The sequence below is a fragment of the Lewinella cohaerens DSM 23179 genome, from assembly GCF_000379805.1.
Lineage (GTDB): Bacteria > Bacteroidota > Bacteroidia > Chitinophagales > Saprospiraceae > Lewinella > Lewinella cohaerens.
Genome location: NZ_KB903551.1, coordinates 1 through 18,058, shown reverse-complemented (window position 1 = coordinate 18,058; position 18,058 = coordinate 1). Strand labels below are relative to the sequence as shown.

The following is an 18,058-nucleotide window of genomic DNA, read 5'->3' as shown; positions in this document are numbered from 1 at the left end:
TTAATTTTATTTTTAGAACAAAACCTATCTCGTGTACTCTTCTACTAAAAACATTTTCAGTTCAGTCGTATTTTCAGAATACTGGCCATACGGCTTACAGCGAAAATCCTCTTTTACCAGCTTATAAGTTGCTTCAGAAAGATTCACCTCCCCTACCAGGCCATTGGTTTCCATACGAGAAGCAATATTGACGGTATCTCCCCAAATGTCGTAGGCAAATTTTTTGATGCCCACGATACCTGCTACCAATGGGCCAGTGTGTATACCAATTCGGGCCTCAAAAAAATGGCGGTTGTGCAACCTTCGCTCTACTGCGATAGCTTTCATAAATTCCTGTATCTCCAGCGCAGCCATGACGACCCGTCGAGCCTGATCTTCGGCTTTCTGGCTAATACCGCCCACCATTAAATAAGCATCACCAATCGTTTTGATCTTTTCTAATCCATGTCGCTCCGTTATTTCATCGAAAGCCCTAAAACAAAGATCAATCTCTGCGACTAGCTCTTCAGGTTCCAATTGTTCAGATATAGCTGTAAAACCCTTAAAATCGCTAAACATAACAGTCACTCGCTCATGTCGCTTGGCCTTGGCAAAGCCATTTTCTTTCAGTTCTTGAGCCAATTCTGCGGGTAGAATATTTAGTAAAAGTTCTTCACTTTTCTCTTTTTCGGCTTCTAGTTCCTGGGTACGATTAGCAACCTCCGCCTCCAACTCTTCTCGTCTTTTTTGCAAGGCATAGACCCGGTATTGCATCAAACCTCCCGCAAGAACGATACCCAATAAAATCAACAAGGGCCAAAACCATAACCGCTGATAAAGTGCAGGCTGAATAAGTATTGGAACCATAATCTCCTGTGTCCCCCAAGCCTCCCGCCCACTGCGAGCACGAACGTGCAAGGTATAGTTGCCCGGTTTAAGATCAGAAAAACGTACCATTGGGAGATTGCTGGGGCTAGACCACTCCTCGTCGTAACCCTCCAGGTAATACTGAAAAGTATTCTCGGCAGGGTTGCGATAATCCATCAGCGCAAACTCTGCGGTAAACATTCGGTCACGATGCGTAAGGGTAAAAGGTGCTATACCGTTTTGTTGTTGCCGGATAAACGTACGTAGACTGTCTCCCTGCCCATCCAAATAACTAAAACTGGTGAGCACGAGTGCCAGCGAGCGGCGAGCATCTTTTTGTGCCCGGTAGCGTTCATCTGGCAAAAAAGTATTGACACCATTAAGTCCTCCAAAATAAAACCGCCCATTTTTTGCCTTGAAAAACGAGGCTCGGTTAAACTCATTTGCAGAAAGGCCATCCGCAACAGAAAAATTAAAAATTCGGCCGTTTCTTACGTTGATCCTACTCAAGCCATTATCTGTACTCACCCACAAACAACTATCTCCTTCCGACAAAACACCATTGATAAAATCATTAGGTAAGCCTTCCTGTTGGGTAAACGTTTGTAACTTATTGGTATTAACATTCAACTTCGCCAGCCCTCGAGCAGTACCCAGCCACAACTCTCCTTCTTTTAGGGAAAGTACTGCGTTGATTTGCTGATGTGGCAAAATCACAGGGCTATTTTGTGCTGTAGAATAATGAACATTGGGAGCATCATCTCCCGGATCCCAGCTGTAAAGTCCATTATCCAGCGTAGCAATCCAAATACGGTCCTTTTCAGGTGACTGATACAAATGGGAAATCGTTCCACTGATGGGCAAACTATCATTGATAAAAACCGCCTCCGCCTTTTGCGTCACCTCGTTGTAGCGATAAAGTTGCTGATCATAACCTATCCAAACATCTCCCTGTGGATCAACCAAAACAGCCCCCCGGTCTTCGCGGCTACCAGCAAAAAGGGTGTCTGTTTCCAAATTATCAAGATCAATGCGAATACCATTGCCGGTAAAAAGTGCCCCCTTTGCGTAGGCGATCCCAAAAGGATAATTAAAATAATCCTGCCTAGGGAAAAGTGGTCGCAATACCTGGGCCTCCGGATCTAGTACGTGCAGCGAGTTATAGTAAGAGATATAAATATTCCCGGCTTCATCTTCGGTCATCCCACGAATACTGCAATAAACATTGCTACAATATTCACTTCCTCCACTGAGATAATGATCGAATAAGCGATCCGATTGCGTAATCTTCAGCGCACCAAAGTCGGTAGCCAACCAAATTGCACCAGAGTAATCCTGGTAAACTTGACGATAAGTACAAGTATTCTTTAATTCCTGTCGAATAGCCTGATCGTAATCGACCCAACTCTTTTTCCAATGATCATAGTACCAAAGCGTACCAAAGCCTCCTACCCATACATCCTGATCCTCTTCTACAAGCAGTGCTCCTAGTTGCGCTTCACTATGTGTAAAGGGCAATGTACCCCAGCGCACCGCAGCATCTTCCCCACTGGCTTGGATATAAATCCGACCATCTTCTAATAAAACCCATAGTTTTTCGCCATGCACATACAGCGCCGCAATCTGGCTAGTGCCTCCACCTATCTCCAGGGTACGTAGCAGGGTGCCATCACTGGCCAAAACATCCAGTTTATTGTCGCTATTGGCCATTACGAGCTGGCCTTGCCACGAAGCCATCGCTCTTTGGGTTCCTGACCCTGGCAACCTACGGAGCAGCTCTAAACCATTCGGCTGCTGCCGTGCTAACCAGTTTTGCCCATTTTTTTCGTCATAAACGGTACACCAAAGTTGATCCTCAACAAAACACAGGTTATGAGGAGCTAGCGATTCTCTACGAACCAGCTCCCCCGGCTTGATCTGTTGGGCAAGTGCTTTACGTTCTTCTGGCACAAAGGAGGTAAGAAAATCCGGACTGGCAAGGATAAAATTTTGATCTGGCCCCAACACCATATCCGCCACCATTTCAACAGGCAACTTTCCTTGTACAGAACCAGGGTTGTAGGTACGAAAGGCATAACCATCAAAACTATTGAGGCCATTGATCGTCGCCAGCCAGATCATGCCAGTAGTATCCTGAAGAATCTTAAAAACATTACGATGACTGAGCCCATCAGAAAACTCATAGACCTCAAGGTCCGTATCCAGACCTTGCCCCGTTAGTGTTGCCGTATTGGAGATACTGCCCAATAGTAGCCCTAAAATGAATGCATACCTTCTCATTAGCACCAAGGTAAGTCTTTTGACAATCATCTCGGATACTTGCTAATTAACGGATTAGGATTAATTTTGCGGAAAATGATCTTTATTATGAATTCTATATACCGTTTTTCCCTGCTCGCGCTCTTAGCGCTGAGCCTCCTTACTATCACAACAGCCTGTAAAAACGATGGCAGTTCTGCCACGGGAGCAAGTACTGTTGACCATTCTGAAAAGCCTTTGGGGCACCTGCTGGAACGCTACCTCAAGGCTTATCCTGATGAATTGACAGCAATTTCTCAAAACGAAAAGGATTCGGCTATTTTAGTTGCAATGGAAGCTTATAATGCCGGCCGCTACGAGGAGGCTATTGACCTTTTCCCCAACAATGCACGATCGCTAGAGCAAGCCGGTTATATCCAACTGTACCACGGTATCTCGCAATTGATGGCCAATAAAAATTTCGACGCTTTCAACACCTTCCAGCGCATTCAGTCTTCTATGGGCAAAGCCTTTGAGATCAGCAACTGGTACCTGGTGATGAATTACGTAGAATTTAATAACGTTTATGAAGCTCGCCAGAAGCTAGAGAAAATCGTTGCCGATGGTGCCTATCCAACTGAGGAAGCAAAGGCCCTACTAAAGGACTTACCTAAAAAAGAGTAGCTTGATTAATGTTGCTAATTGCAGTACATTTACAACAATTAGTNCCTAATCATGGCTAAAAAAATTAACGAGTATACTATCCAGGAATATCTTGAGATAGAGGAGAATGCTCTGGAAAAGAGTGAATTCTTTAATGGGCGGATCGTAGGCATGAGTAGTGGCACTATTGATCATGGAATTATTGGTTCGAATGCTAATATTGCCTTGGGTAATGCTATTGATAAGAAAAAGCTTGCTTGCATCCCGATTAACAGTGAAGTTCGTGTTTATGTCGATGCTTCCAATTCTTTTGTTTACCCAGACGGAATGATCGTTTGCGGAGAAGTCGAGATTTCGGAAGTGGACCCTCATGCGGTCACCAACCCCATTTTGATCGTCGAGGTGCTTTCAAAATCTACGGAACGCTATGACCGTGGGGACAAGTTTCACAAATATTGCTCTTTGCCTTCCTTTCAGGAATACGTCCTTATAGATTCTAAAAAGCCGGTTGTAGATATTCTGTACAGAGAAGATCAATCTTCCTGGAAGATGGTAACGACCATTGGGCTGGATAAGGAAATCTATATCCACACCCTTGATACCCATATCTCTATGGAGACTATTTACCGAAACACCCTGCAGTTAGGGCCCGCAGAGTTTGGGCGGGATTAATCCTCGTCATTTACTGTTTTAAAGGTGCGTAGCGAATAGCGAAGCACGGCGCATCCCGATTGAAAATCGAGAGCAGCAGCAGTGATAGGAACGGTTCCGCATTCCCCGCCCAAGCGGGGTGTGGAAAGAGTGGATAGCGCGGTGGCGAGCCTACGAGCGATGCCAGCTGCCCAAAGGACAAGCATCAATCACAAAAAGTTAGTGCTCCTGACGAATCCTTAAAAGATGGACCATACAATTTTCCATATTCCCGACCGTAAAAGCAAATTCTTGTTTCACCTTGGTGCCATCCGCGTAAACAGCAGGCTCCCAACAAGGCATACGGTTGATTGCAGTTAATAACAATGCATCAATTTCATCATCCTTCGCGCTCTCGAAGATATGCGCATTGGTAATTTCACCTTCTTCTGTAATGGTAAATTTGATGGCTGCTAAATCGTAACCTTTGAAGCTCCCCACCGGAATATTATCAATGACATTTTCTTTTAAGTACAGCATCAATTGCTCCTGCCCGCTAGCATAGTGTGCTTCGGTATCAGGATCTACCGTAAACACAATCTCCATTTCTTTTTCTTCATTATAAGCTAATGAATTTTGAGGGAGATAAATCACCTTCACGAAAATGTCCGTACCGGCATCGGCCGTATTCAAGATGTTTTTTTGTGCTGGTGTAAGCTGATCATTTTTGCCTACCACTTTACGCAACTGCCCTTGGCAAGTAGCGGATACCTCGACAGAGATATATTCTTTTACCCACGATGGTTTGTAACGGTGATCAAGGTCTACAATAGTAGTAGCCTCTTTGAGTTCTTCACTGGTCACAGAAAGATAGGGGTATACCCTATTAACCTCGTAGCTAAAGGTACTACTGCGCTCCTCTTGAGAAAAACCAAGGGTGGAAAAAACCAAAACCACAAAAACGAGTGTTATCCATTTACTTTTCATGATACTAAAGTAAAATGAACTGCTGAAATGCTATTGATTTCTGCGCTCATTTAACACCTATATAACAAGTATATGGCTATTAAATAAGCGTTCCCGTCGTTTGGAAATGGCATGAAATATTCTCATTTATGATTAACGGGCTTAAGGGATTAAACAATAAACAAACCTTACTCCGGTTCAAAGCCCAGAATCAAGTTAAAAGTCCCATACTGCTGCCATTCTTTCAACTGGAACCCCGGCTGATCGAAACCTAGCCCATAATCAAAACCAATGGTGCCAAACATAGGGAGCTGAAAACGTACCCCTAGCCCCGCAGAACGATAAAGATCAAAAGGATTAAAATCCTGAACAGATTTCCAACTGTTGCCAGCTTCTGCGAACCCAAGTACATATCCTCGCGCCGCGCCACTATTAAACAGCGGATAGCGAACCTCAGCCGTAAATTTGCTAAAGGCCGCGCCTCCCCCACCAACACTACCGGGAATATCATTGAGGTCATAACCGCGCAATGACAATAGATCGTTCCCGACAAAAGCGGCCTGTTGACTACCCGTCATACCATTTCCTCCAAGTTCAAAGCGCTCAAAAGGAGAAGTAGATTGGTTGGCACGGTAATTCATCAGCCACCCCATTTTGGCACTTGTCTTTAGTACGGCTTTGCGCCCTAAAGGAAAATACTTCTCGCCTTGGATCCGGTATTTATGGTAAGCCAAACGGCTAAACTGTTCATTGCCTTCTCTATCGAATGTTCGTTGCCACGGTGGCGTCCATTGGCCAGAGGCCTCGAAACTTCCACCTTGGCGTGGAAAGAAAGGATCATTGATGTTGCGGTAAGCCAATTTTAGCTGGGTATAAATATTTTGAAACTTCCCCGAACTCAATGCAGTACCGTCGTCCAAATCAATACTTAGCAAATTATCTAGGCGGATGTATTGGTAGCCTAATTCACTATTGAGTGTCCAGCCGCCATTCCCCCACGGGAGTCGTTGTCCCAAACGCAAATTGGCGCCCGTCACCGACAAGGTTTCCCAATTCTCCAGGCTATCCTGTTCGGCAAAACGCTGATGAAACACACTGAAACCCAAGGACTGAGGCTTGCCCTTGAACCACGGCTCTAAAAAGCTGAGGTTGTAAGATTGAAAACCCAAACCACTGGATTGTGCCCGAATGCTAAGTTGTTGCCCATCACCATGAGCCGAGCGCCAGTCACCAGCTAACAATTGCCGAAGTGAAAAATTATTGAAGGTAAACCCTAAGGTTCCCACCATACCTACACCATTGTCACTGCCAGGATTGAGGCTTGCAGCCAACTCGAACTTGTCATTGCGATCTTCCTCTACATCGTAAGTAATTGCAACCATACCAGATTCCGGATCCACATCCGTACGAATCCCCATGGTTTCTAGCTTAAAGTAGCCCAGGTTGATGAGCGCTCGTTGGGAGCGCAAAACCTCCTCACGACTAAAAGGCTCACCAGGCTGGGTACGCAGCTCTCGGCGAATCACATGCTCATTGGTACGCTCGTTGCCAGTTATGTTAACTTCACTGATAATAGCAACAGGCCCCTCCTGGAGTTGAATTTCAATATCCACGGTGTGGTCCCGTAGGCTGGTGACAATGGCTTCTGCTTTAAAAAACAAGTGGCCATTATCCATATACAAGCCACTGAGATCACCATTTTCCGGATCAAAATGTAGTTTTTTATCCAAAAAAGAAGGGCTGTATGGGTCGCCCGCTTCGATTTCCAATACCTGTGCCAACAAAGAAGTATCGTAACGATGAGCACCTTTCCAGCCAATTGTTCCTATATAATAAGGTACACCTTCTTCAATTTTCAGCTGCCAATGCCACTGCTGACGCTCATTTTGCCAGCTACTGTCTTGTGTGATTGCGGCATCCACATAACCTTGATCACGGTAATAATGCAGTACTGCAGACCGGATGCGAGCTTGCTCTACAGAAGAGAAAACCGTTTTCCGCCACCGGCTTACCCCAATGGCTTTATTCAAACCTTTGATTTGCTGCTGGCTCACACCATCCCAGTGAATATCTACGAGCTTTTGCTTTTGGGGTTTATCAAACTGTACGACCAACGCTATACCACCTGCTGTTATACCGCTCGTCAGCACATAGCCTTCGGGAGCATAGCCCTCCTCTTCTAAACGTTGGCAAATAGCACTTTTAAGCTGTGCTTCTCCAGCGGGCAACCAAGACGTCTTAAGCGGGTGCTGCAGCTTCAGCCATTCCACCCATTCCTCGTTTTCCCGGCGAGAAAGCCCACTTACGGTAACGGCTTCCAGCAGTGGAGCCTCTTCCACCGTAATAGAAAGCCAAACCAAATCCATCTCTGTTTTTTCTTGAACTATTTGGACATCACTAAAGAGCTGTTGCTGTAATAATCTGCGTACAGCCTGAGGTATTGTACTTCCAGGAAGTTGAATTTTATCCCCCGCCCTCAAACCGCTCATTTGGCGAACGATTGCTGGCGCGGTTCTTTCACAGCCATACACCTGAATATCAGCCAATTCATAGACCAAGACATCTTGTGCACTCAAAGCAATAGGCAGCCCCAGTAGTGCTATGAGCACTAACTTCCCGAAGTAGTTCATATTAGAAATCTTTGCCTTAAAGAGTTCTGATTAGCCTATAGCGTTGTATCTCAAACAAATCGAATTTGAGAGGTAGCCTATCTATAGTAAGAATTTCCTACTTTTGCTTTGCAGGTTCGGCATCCTCTTAAGTATATGCTAACCAGCACATAGGAATACAAGGGCAGGTAATCCTGTCTCTTTTTGCACGAAATCACTGTCATTAACACCAGTGAACAAGCACGTAAGTAATGAGAAATAAGATTGTACTTTGGGGAACGGATGCTGCCGATGAACGCATTCTCGTAGCCCTCGAATTGAAGATTGATGAAAACAAGGTGATCATTTACACCTTTCCCGAAGCCCTGGCTACGGATGACTTCTACCAGCAAATGATGGATAACTGGCGCAATGACAAGGAAGAACCTGTCATTTTCCCGGAAGGTCACCAGACCTTTTCTCGCGAGTTATCTATTACGGAAAGTATTCTCCCCGAAGAGATTAAAGTAGAAAGGACCGACCTTATTCAACGAGCGCAAACGGAATGGCATTTCGTTGTACTTTCCTCTAAGCTAAGTGACGCATACCGTAATGAGCTTAAAGAACTTGAGGAAAAGCTAGCGAGCCTTAAGGATTACGATAAAGAACTATGGGGCAATTTGAAAAACTTCTGGGGTAAAGTCCAGCAGCAAATGCGCGATCGGACTTTACTCAGAGAGCACGCTGATGAAATCAAGGCGCGCACCAACAAGGCATTCGATACCTTGAAGGCCCTACGTAGTAAGATGGATGATCAGTTTCGCGAAAGCTCTAAGGAAAACATGCAGCGCTTTAGCGAAACAATTGAAGATGTAGAGAAGCGCATTAAAGAAAATACACACCTCAATAAAATCTTTGACGAGCTTAAGCGCTTACAAAAAGACCTACGCGGCACCACTTTTACCAAAGAACATCGTAATAAGTTGTGGCAGCGTATTGATAATGCATTTAAAGACGTAAAAGAAAAACGTTTTGGTGACCGTGGCGATGGAGGCTCAGGTGGTGGAAACTCACCGCTTAATCGAATCACCAGCCGCTACAATGGCCTACTCAATGCTATTGAAAAGATGGAAAGGTCTATCAAGCGAGATGAAGACGATCTTGCTTTCCAGGCCCGTAAAATTGATCGCACAGATGGCCAACTAGAAGCCCAGATTCGGCAGGCAAAAATTCAAATGATCGAACAGCGTGTCAACTCCAAAAAGGAGAAGTACGAAGACATGATGAAGACCAAGGTCCAGCTGGAAGATAAAATAGAAAAGGAAAAATCTCGCGAAGCACAACGCCAGGCAAAACGCCAGGAAGAAGCTGCACGCCGGGAGGCAGAAGCCAAGGCCAAGGAAAAGATTGCCGAAGACATTCGTCAGCAACAAGAAAAACTCGAACAGGAAAGCGGCGATCAATTGGCAAACGCTGCTCAAGCCATCAATGAGCAAAAAGGAGGTAAGAAAAAGGTTGCCGAACCTTCGCCTGAAAAAGATAGCCTTGAAGCAGAAACACCTCCTAAAGTGGAGACACCTCCTGCTCCTGAGGAGTCATTGCTTGATGCTATTGGCACAACCATTGGGGAATCTCTCGAAGATGTTGTTGATACGGTTAAAGCCGTAGCAGAAGTCGTTTCGGCTAAAATTGACGAGAAGGTTGATGACCTGAAAGAAGACTTTAATGATTTAATGAAAGAAGAAGAGTAAAACACTTCTTGAGCATACTGATAAAAAGCCCTGCTGAAAACATTTTCAGCAGGGCTTTTTCTTTTTTTTGTAGTACTCAGAAAAAAAATACGCGAAAAATCATCTTTTTTTTGGCCTTATCAGCAGTGTACAAAAAAAATAAAATTCACTTTAAACACACACAATCCACTAACAACAAACACTTTACATTTAATTATTCCTGAAAAAAAATTCACAAATTACCTTTTTTGTCTTTGTTCCCCCTCCATCTTTACCCCATATTTGTAATGTGATCGGGAGGAAAGGCCCACACAAACAAAGCAAAGAGATTGAAAGCAACCTTTGCGATTTCAAATTTGACATGTTCATGGGATTATAATTTGTTGGTGGTGGGACGTCCTGGCAACAACTTTTGTCAGGACGGACTACAGCTACTCAGATTAAATCCTTTAACTATAGAATAAAAAAAGGTGAGGAATTGCTCTCCTCACCTTCGAAAGGTCGTTATTCATGGGATTATACTCAGTCAGTCGTGAGATTACAATTTGTTAAGGTTATGTACGTGTTTTTCGACTGATTATGAGGACGAAGATAGTCCGCTGATATCGTTCAGCAAAATTTCTGACCTCTTTTTTTCAAAAGAGCTACTTATTTTGGATATGTTCATGGGATTATAAGTAAAAAGTCATCCGTACTGCGGATGACTTTTTTTGTTTTAAGCAAATGCGCTCTTGCTATTATTAAGATTGATATTCTTCTATCTACTTTTATATTCTTCTTTTTTCAAGTGCGATCTGGATGAACGTCCGTGATTCGACAATCAACTAGTCATCCATCCACATTACATGTTGTTAGTATTTCATCGTCAATAACGAGAATGCCTACCAATGTAGATGAGCAAGTCTCCTGTTGAAATAAAGCCTAAAAATACTTCTGATATGAGACTTCTCAATAATTTTCACATTCTACTCTTTTTAGGTAGCAGCTTTGTTGTTCAAGCTCAAGTAAGTTCCTTTTTCACTGATGCTGATGTATTTTTTCAGGCGAATGTCATTAATGGTCTTGTTGACTATCAAAATATTCACCAAAACCCTATCGCACTAAATAACCTTCGCCAGAAAATAGCTAATACTAACCTAAGCAATGCCGACGATAGTACCCTGAAGGCCTTTTACATCAATACCTATAACATTCTTGTAATTGGGCAAGTCATAGATAACTACCCTATTTCTTCTCCATTAAAAGTAAGCGGTTTCTTTGAGCGTCAGAAGTACACCATCGCGGGTGAACAGATTACACTCAATGAACTGGAAAAAGATAAACTGCTAGGTACTTACCAAGACTCACGCTTTCACTTTGTGCTTGTTTGTGGTGCTTTAGATTGCCCACCTATTATCAATCGTGCCTACCTCCCCAATACCTTGGAGAACCAACTCGAACAGCAGACACGTTTAGCACTCAACGATGAAGAATTTATCAAAGTTGACGGAGAAGAAGTCGCTTTATCTCAAATATTCGAATGGTATGCTAAAGATTTTGGTGGTAATAAAAACAGTGCAGTAGATTTCATCAATCGTTACCGCAGCAGCCCCTTGTCCAAATCTACTGTCCGTTTTTACAATTATGACTGGACTTTAAATCAAACGCCAAGTCCCCAAGACTCCGGAGAAGCTCCTACCACGCTATCTCCCGGAGGTAATAATGCAGCTCGCTATGTTGTCAGTGCATCTATTCCAAAGGGGAGTTTTGAAATAAAAGGTTTTACCAATCTCTACAACCAAATCACAGGGAATGGCGACGGCCCACCTACTGACCAAGCTACCTTTTTCACCCAAAACTTGAGCGTGCTCTATGGTCTCAATAATCGATTTAATGCTGGTTTCGATCTTCGTTATCGGCAAGTAAGCTTTGGCCCAAAAAGTATTTCTCGCTTTGACGTCTTCAACCTGGAACAAACTTCAAGTACAAGACAAGGACTTACTGGTGTTGGCCCTAAAATTAGATATGCTCCATTTGTAGCACTTCCTAATTTATCTATTCAATCTACCTACTGGTTTGCAGTTGGAGAGGATTTGGCAGGCAATGCTGAACGGCCGTTCATCGACTTTAATGGTGATACTTGGTTTACCCAAATTTTCAACGACTTTTCATTAGGCGATAATTTTTCTTTTTTCACAGAATTGGATATTCTCCTTGAAGATATTGGCAAAAAGGAAGACGGGCNTATTAATCGATTTTCTACTCCTGTTCAACTAATTTTCAGTTACTTTCCAAATAGCAAAACGACCATTTACTCGCTAGGATCTTTCTCACCTTATTGGCAAGATGAGTTTGACTATTTCTATCAAGCAGGAGTTGGTGCAAAATATCAAATCACCCCTAAACTAGAAGTAGAGCTCCTGTATACCCAATTTCGCAATCAATTTATCCTTGATACCAATGGATCAGCTTCTACCATGAACTTTGGGCTTAGGGTTTCTGTCTTTTAATAGAGAAATAGATTCTTTGGCCTAGCGTTTCTTAAGGAACTCCATCAAAACCTTTCATGCGCCTATTACTATTAGTTTTTTTATCAATAAGTAATTTTGTTTTCTCTCAAGAAGTTGCCTCTATAACTTATACTGGATTAAAGCGGAGTAAAATAGAGGCTTTACAGCGGCTCACCTTACTACAACCAGGTGAGCCCTTACAACTAGAGGTACTTTCTGCCGATTTGCGAAGATTATCTAATTCTGCGGGTATTTTTCATGCGAGTTATTCATTAGATACCCTTCCGAATGGTATTCACATTGTGATTGAACTCCGCGAGGGGATTACCCGATACCCAATCGCTTTACTTGGAGGGCTTGAAGACAATTTCTGGTGGGAACTTGGTTACGAAGATCAAAATTGGCGTGGAAAAGGCAATACAGTTACCCTTCTGACTCGACAAGTTGATGGCCGCCTTGGTGGTAAAATAGCCTATAGGCAAAACTATTTCCGTCATCACAACTGGGGTTTTGGCCTCCAATTGGAACGATATGCTAGCCAAGAACCTCTCTATTTTGGCGACGAACAGATTGATTACCTTTATGACAACCACAATTTGGGTGCAAACTGGAGGTACTTCTTCAACCCGGAAGAAGATATTCAATTCGGGTATACTTATTTCCAGGAAGATTATGCCAAGGTGAATACAGAGCAGACTCCTGGGCCTGAAGCACGTACCGAGCAAAAACAATTAATCCGTTTAGGATACCATTTACGAAAATTACACTACGACCTTTACCAGACCTCCGGTTTCGACCTCACTTTATCCAGTGAAATTGTTTTACAACCAGAAGAGTCCCTCCCTTTTTATTTACTAAGAGTAATTTGGAGAAGATATCATCCAGTAGCCGAAAAAGGGCTGTTTGCAACCCGTATTTCGTTAGGATATTCAACCAATAAAAACACTCCCTTTGCTCCATTTGTAGTTGACAGTCGAGTAAATATCCGTGGATCAGGTAACCGTGTTGACAGGGGTACCGCTGCAGTGGTTTTTAATTTAGAATACCGGTACTTATTATTCAAAAAGCCTTGGCTTAGCCTACAGGCCGTAGCATTTATGGATATTGGGAGTTGGAGAAACCCAGGGGGAGGGATCAACGATATCTTGGAACAAGAAAACCTGAAGTATTTCATGGGTGGAGGGCTGCGTATTATTTCTCCTAAGTCGCAACAGGCTGTGCTAAGGGTTGATTATGGTTATGGTCTTCACCCTATTGGCACCAACGGAATTGTAGTAGGCCTTGGACAATATTTCTAACCAAACACATCACTTGCCGCCCTATAGGTATTTGCATGAGCTTCAATGATCTGAGCTATCCGCTGAGAATAACCACCTCCCATACTGACCGCAACTGGTAGTCGAGCCGCATAACAAGTTTCAAAAACATATTGATCTCTTTGTTTACAAGCTTGTAAGCTCAGGCTCAAACGCCCCAAACGATCCGTAGCCAAAACATCTACCCCCGCAAGGTAAAAGACCATATCTGGCTGATGATCCTTCAATAAATCAGGCAACGTCGCTTCCAATCTTTGTAAATACACATCTCCTTCTGTTTTATCAGGAAGGCCTATATCTAAATCGGAATGTTCTTTCCTCAGTGGATAGTTTCGTTCTCCGTGCATGCTAAAGGTAAAAACACGGGGATCATCTTTAAATATCCGGGCAGTGCCATTCCCCTGATGGACATCAAGATCGACAATTAAGATGCGTTCCGACTCTTTGTTTCTTAACAAATAATTGGCAGCAATAGCAAAATCATTAAAAACACAAAAGCCTTCTCCCCTATCAGCAAAAGCATGGTGTGTACCTCCTGCTATATTTAGTGCAACGCCATTTCTACGAGCATACTGCGCACACTGAATCGTTCCCTGCGAGATATGCCGACCTCGTTCAATCAAATCTAGCCTCATTGGAAAACCAATAGCCCGCTCCTCCTTTCTATTTAGCTTTTGTTCCCGAAGTTTTTGCCAATACGCTTTGGTATGCGTCCAAAGCAATACTTCCTCAGATAACCGCTCAGGTGAAAAGAACTGTTCTTCCGTTACCGTCCCTTCATACAACAACTGCTCTGGTAACAACTCATATTTGGCCATCGGAAATCGGTGCCCTTCGGGCAACTGGTACTTATAGATCGGGGAATACGCAATTTTGATCATCAGCTCTTCAAAAAATATTTAATCCTCTTCCGTTTATAAAGAATTATAAAACACCTCAAAATTAAATTAAAGATAACCGTTTCTTCATGTCTACTTCACACCATCTGAGGAAATTGCAGCATCAAAACAAAGCCCACCCCGCCATGAAGCGCGAGCCAGATATTGTTGTTATTTCTGACGTCCACTTGGGCACTTATGGCTGCCACGCCAAGGAATTACTTACCTACCTAAAAAGTATTCGCCCGAAAACCCTTGTCATCAATGGAGATTTCATTGATATCTGGCAATTCAGGAAACGTTATTTTCCAAAGGAACACATGCAAGTTATTCAGCGTATATTAAAAATGGCAGCCAAAGGCACAAAAGTCTATTACATTACAGGCAACCATGATGATATACTGCGCCGTTACTCAGATTTCTCTACTGGTAACATTCATTTACGCGATAAGTTGGTTCTCCAATTAAAAGACAAACGTGCCTGGATCTTTCATGGTGACATCTTTGATCTATCCGTCCGTTATTCCCCTTTTATTGCAAAGCTAGGCGGAAAAAGCTACGATTACCTTATTGTCTTTAATCGTTTTGTCAACAAAATCCGTAAAGTCTTTGGTCTTCAGCCAATGTCTTTAGCCAAAGAGGCTAAACAACGCGTAAAAAAGGCCGTCAGTTTTATCAGTGACTTTGAGGAAACAGCTATTGATCTAGCTGGCCAGCAAAAATACGACTACGTTATCTGTGGACACATACACCTACCCCAAATGAGAACCACCAACGCTCATGGCCATCCAATTACCTACCTCAATTCAGGTGACTGGGTTGAAAACCTCACCGCACTTGAGTACCAATGGGGACAATGGAGTATCTATCAATACGATCCTGCTGATTATCAAATCGTCAGTAACCGCTTGATTGTAAAAGAATCTGGAATTCCTTCAACCGATGAGGAAGATCTGGAATTTGAAAAAAACAGCTCGCCCGAAGCATTGCTACAAAATATCATGGGGCTAGTCTCTTAACAACTCTTATTTCCTCAAAGAAGTAGATAGCTGGTTAATTTATCGCTCAATACTCTCTGTAGCTCTATCTTGTGCGTTACTTATGTACATTTAAAATTATTGAGCTATGCCTAAGCTCCTAATTACTGGTGCTGGCGGTCAACTCGGAAAAGAGTTTGCTTCTTTAGCTGCTATTTTCCCGCAGTGGGACTTCCTATTGCCTACCCGGCAAGAACTAGATATTACTAACACAGAACAAGTGGAGGCTTTTTTTACTGTTCACCATCCACAATATTGTTTGAATACTGCTGCATACACTGCTGTAGACCTTGCTGAGCAAGAGCAAGAGAATGCCTTTGCTATCAATGCCGTCGCTGCGGAGGAACTAGCGGTTATTTGCAAGATTTATAATACCCACTTAGTTCACTATAGTACAGATTATGTCTACCAATCTGGAATTGATCGCCCACTCAAAGAGAATGATCCCACTCACCCCAGAGGTGTTTACGCAGCCTCGAAGTTAGCCGGTGATCAAAAAATAAGTAAAATCCTTCCTGTAGCTACCATTATTCGGACCTCATGGGTCTATAGTAGCTATGGGCATAATTTTGTTAAAACAATGCTCCGACTGGGTCAGGAACGTCCCGAATTACGGGTTGTATTCGACCAAGTTGGAACGCCTACCTACGCTTATGACTTAGCGTTATTTACCTTACAGTTGATTGAAAAGGTTGAAAGTGGCTTATTAGAACTTCATCAACTGGCTGGCATTTTTCATTATAGCAACGAGGGTGTTTGTAGCTGGTATGATTTTGCACTTGCCATTTTTGAACTTGCAGGAATATCATGCGACGTCGATCCTATTGAAAGCCGGGAGTATCCAACCCCTGCTCAACGTCCACATTATAGTGTGCTTAACAAAGCGAAAATCAAACAAGTCAGTGGGCTTAAAATCCCACACTGGCGGAATGCTCTTCAGCGTTGTTTACTGAAAATCACTCTCTAATCTGGCCATCTCCTTTTACAATCCATTTGTAAGAAGTCAATTCTCTTAAGGCCATTGGACCTCTTGCATGTAATTTTTGGGTACTAATGCCTATTTCTGCTCCCATTCCAAACTGTGCTCCATCAGTGAAAGCGGTAGTTGTATTTGCATATACCACTGCGGCATCTACCTGTTTGAGGAAATAATCGCAGGTAGCGTTGTCTTCTCCAACAATTGCTTCACTATGTTTGGAACTGTATTTTGCAATATGGTCAAGTGCTTCCTCTATATCTGTAACTACTTTGATTGCAAGTTGCATGCTTAAAAATTCCGTTCCAAAACTATCCGCATTAGCTGCAAATAACAACTCTTTTGGATAAGCGCCCATCAATAGCGTATAAGCCTGTTCATCCGCTAAAATCTTGCACTCATACAAGCTGCCAAGATCAGATACGATAAATGGTAATTGCTCCGCAACCTCTTCATGAATCAATAAACAATCAAGTGCATTACAAACAGACACTCTACGTGCCTTTGCATTTGTAACAATGCCTTTTGCCTTGGTAATATCCGCTGTTTTATCCAGATATGTATGAACTATTCCAGCTCCTGTTTCGATCACAGGAACCCTGGCGTTTTCTCTAACGAACTTAATTAAGCCCTGACTTCCACGAGGAATGACCACATCAATATATTTATCAGCCTGCAAAATCGAGGGTAATGCTTCCCGTTCACTTGGAGCAAGATAGCAACAATCCTCTATCCCGTAAGGTGCTAAAACCGTTTTGATGAGTTGTAAAATTGCCAAGTTCGAGCTATGGGCATCTCGACTGCCTTTTAAGACGACTCCGTTTCCTGATTTCAAACACAAGGAAAAGACATCAAAAGTTACATTTGGGCGAGATTCAAAAATAATCCCCACAACGCCCAAGGGTACACTAATTCTCTTCAAGGCCAATCCCGATTCCACTATACGTTCCTCCAGAAGGTTGCCTAAAGGAGATGGTAAACTGGCTACTTTACGTAAATCAGTGGCAATAGCTGCTACCCTTGACGCTGTCAATAATAACCTATCATACTTAGGATCCTCTTTTGACATCCGATCCAAATCCTCTTGATTGGCCTTGAGTAAAAAGGGGGTCTCTTCCTCTGACAAATCAGCTAGCGCATTTAATATATCTGTAATTTCCTTCTCTCCAAGGTTCATTAATCGCCTAACAGCCTGTCTTACCTTATCAAGTTCGGGATAAATTAAAGTTTCGTAGGTTGCCTTCATGGTTTTTAATGATTTTATCGAAAACACATCGACCTTCTCCAAGAATATAGTGGTAAAGGTATTCCATCTTAAATAAATACTTCTAGTATCTATAACACAGAGAGGGCCCCGGAAATTCCGGAGCCCTCTCGTTATTTATGTTGTTGTAACAACGTTTGCGGAGACGTAAGAATACGCCTTATCCACAATCATTATTTTACAGCAATCATCTTCTTGGTAGCAGTGAACTCACCGGCAGTTACCGTGTAAGTCAACACACCTGTTGCACCTTGGATCATCTCCTTGGTCAGGTTGATNGTGTTGTAACCAGCTGCGTAATCACCACGTACTACTGTGAGTACACGGCCACTTGCGTCGCTGATCGTTACTGTTGCTTCCTCATCTGTTGGCAAGTTGAAACCAATCATGGTCTCTGCAGCAAATGGGTTAGGCGTATTCTGGTATACTTCGAATCC

The 18,058-nt window shown here is 43.1% G+C and carries 13 protein-coding genes; 7 read left to right on the top strand and 6 right to left on the bottom strand.

The window, feature by feature from the left end; translation table 11 throughout:
• Window positions 1-24: 24 nt before the first annotated feature.
• Window positions 25-3,126 carry an adenylate/guanylate cyclase domain-containing protein gene (locus A3EU_RS33010; protein ID WP_169433367.1) on the bottom strand — a complete coding sequence of 1,034 codons (3,102 nt, stop codon included), beginning with the start codon at window positions 3,124-3,126 and terminating at the stop codon, window positions 25-27.
• 87 nt (window positions 3,127-3,213) lie between these two features.
• Between A3EU_RS33010 and A3EU_RS0117055 the strand changes: the two genes are divergently transcribed.
• Both A3EU_RS0117055 and A3EU_RS30865 read left to right on the top strand, forming a co-directional pair.
• Window positions 3,214-3,768, top strand: a complete 555-nt coding sequence (locus tag A3EU_RS0117055; protein ID WP_020537402.1) for a hypothetical protein — start codon at window positions 3,214-3,216, stop codon at window positions 3,766-3,768.
• 51 nt (window positions 3,769-3,819) lie between these two features.
• The gene (locus A3EU_RS30865; RefSeq protein ID WP_020537401.1) at window positions 3,820-4,419 is read left to right on the top strand and encodes a Uma2 family endonuclease; all 600 of its coding nucleotides are present in this window, start codon (window positions 3,820-3,822) and stop codon (window positions 4,417-4,419) included.
• 198 nt (window positions 4,420-4,617) lie between these two features.
• Here the strand turns inward: A3EU_RS30865 and A3EU_RS0117045 are convergent, their stop codons facing one another.
• Together A3EU_RS0117045 and A3EU_RS0117040 are read right to left on the bottom strand one after the other, a co-directional pair.
• Complete coding sequence (locus A3EU_RS0117045) at window positions 4,618-5,364, bottom strand: energy transducer TonB family protein (protein ID WP_020537400.1); 747 nt, start codon at window positions 5,362-5,364, stop codon at window positions 4,618-4,620.
• 167 nt (window positions 5,365-5,531) lie between these two features.
• Complete coding sequence (locus A3EU_RS0117040) at window positions 5,532-7,973, bottom strand: BamA/OMP85 family outer membrane protein (RefSeq protein ID WP_020537399.1); 2,442 nt, start codon at window positions 7,971-7,973, stop codon at window positions 5,532-5,534.
• A gap of 230 nt (window positions 7,974-8,203) precedes the next feature.
• Between A3EU_RS0117040 and A3EU_RS0117035 the strand changes: the two genes are divergently transcribed.
• The 3 genes from A3EU_RS0117035 (at window position 8,204) to A3EU_RS33000 (ending at window position 13,448) form a co-directional block, all read left to right on the top strand.
• Window positions 8,204-9,682 carry a coiled-coil domain-containing protein gene (locus A3EU_RS0117035; protein ID WP_020537398.1) on the top strand — a complete coding sequence of 493 codons (1,479 nt, stop codon included), beginning with the start codon at window positions 8,204-8,206 and terminating at the stop codon, window positions 9,680-9,682.
• Between the two features lie 872 nt (window positions 9,683-10,554).
• On the top strand, window positions 10,555-12,150 hold the full coding sequence (locus tag A3EU_RS33005) for a DUF547 domain-containing protein (RefSeq protein WP_425412700.1): 1,596 nt from the start codon (window positions 10,555-10,557) through the stop codon (window positions 12,148-12,150).
• Between the two features lie 56 nt (window positions 12,151-12,206).
• Window positions 12,207-13,448, top strand: a complete 1,242-nt coding sequence (locus A3EU_RS33000; protein WP_020537396.1) for a BamA/TamA family outer membrane protein — start codon at window positions 12,207-12,209, stop codon at window positions 13,446-13,448.
• Here the strand turns inward: A3EU_RS33000 and A3EU_RS0117015 are convergent.
• The gene (locus A3EU_RS0117015; protein WP_020537395.1) at window positions 13,445-14,347 is read right to left on the bottom strand and encodes a histone deacetylase family protein; all 903 of its coding nucleotides are present in this window, start codon (window positions 14,345-14,347) and stop codon (window positions 13,445-13,447) included. The genes A3EU_RS33000 and A3EU_RS0117015 overlap by 4 nt on opposite strands.
• A gap of 143 nt (window positions 14,348-14,490) precedes the next feature.
• Here A3EU_RS0117015 and A3EU_RS0117010 point away from each other — a divergent pair, with 143 nt between their 5' ends.
• Together A3EU_RS0117010 and rfbD are read left to right on the top strand one after the other, a co-directional pair.
• Window positions 14,491-15,363: a UDP-2,3-diacylglucosamine diphosphatase gene (locus A3EU_RS0117010; RefSeq protein WP_020537394.1), complete on the top strand. Its 873-nt coding sequence runs from the start codon at window positions 14,491-14,493 to the stop codon at window positions 15,361-15,363.
• Between the two features lie 106 nt (window positions 15,364-15,469).
• A complete protein-coding gene (gene rfbD, locus A3EU_RS0117005; protein WP_020537393.1) occupies window positions 15,470-16,348 on the top strand; it encodes a dTDP-4-dehydrorhamnose reductase in 879 nt (292 codons plus the stop codon).
• Here the strand turns inward: rfbD and A3EU_RS0117000 are convergent.
• Complete coding sequence (locus A3EU_RS0117000) at window positions 16,338-17,603, bottom strand: glutamate-5-semialdehyde dehydrogenase (RefSeq protein ID WP_020537392.1); 1,266 nt, start codon at window positions 17,601-17,603, stop codon at window positions 16,338-16,340. The two genes, rfbD and A3EU_RS0117000, sit on opposite strands and share 11 nt — an antisense overlap.
• A 191-nt stretch (window positions 17,604-17,794) precedes the next feature.
• The coding region (locus A3EU_RS30850; RefSeq protein WP_044086144.1) for a T9SS type A sorting domain-containing protein at window positions 17,795-18,058 on the bottom strand (264 nt) is incomplete at its 5' end.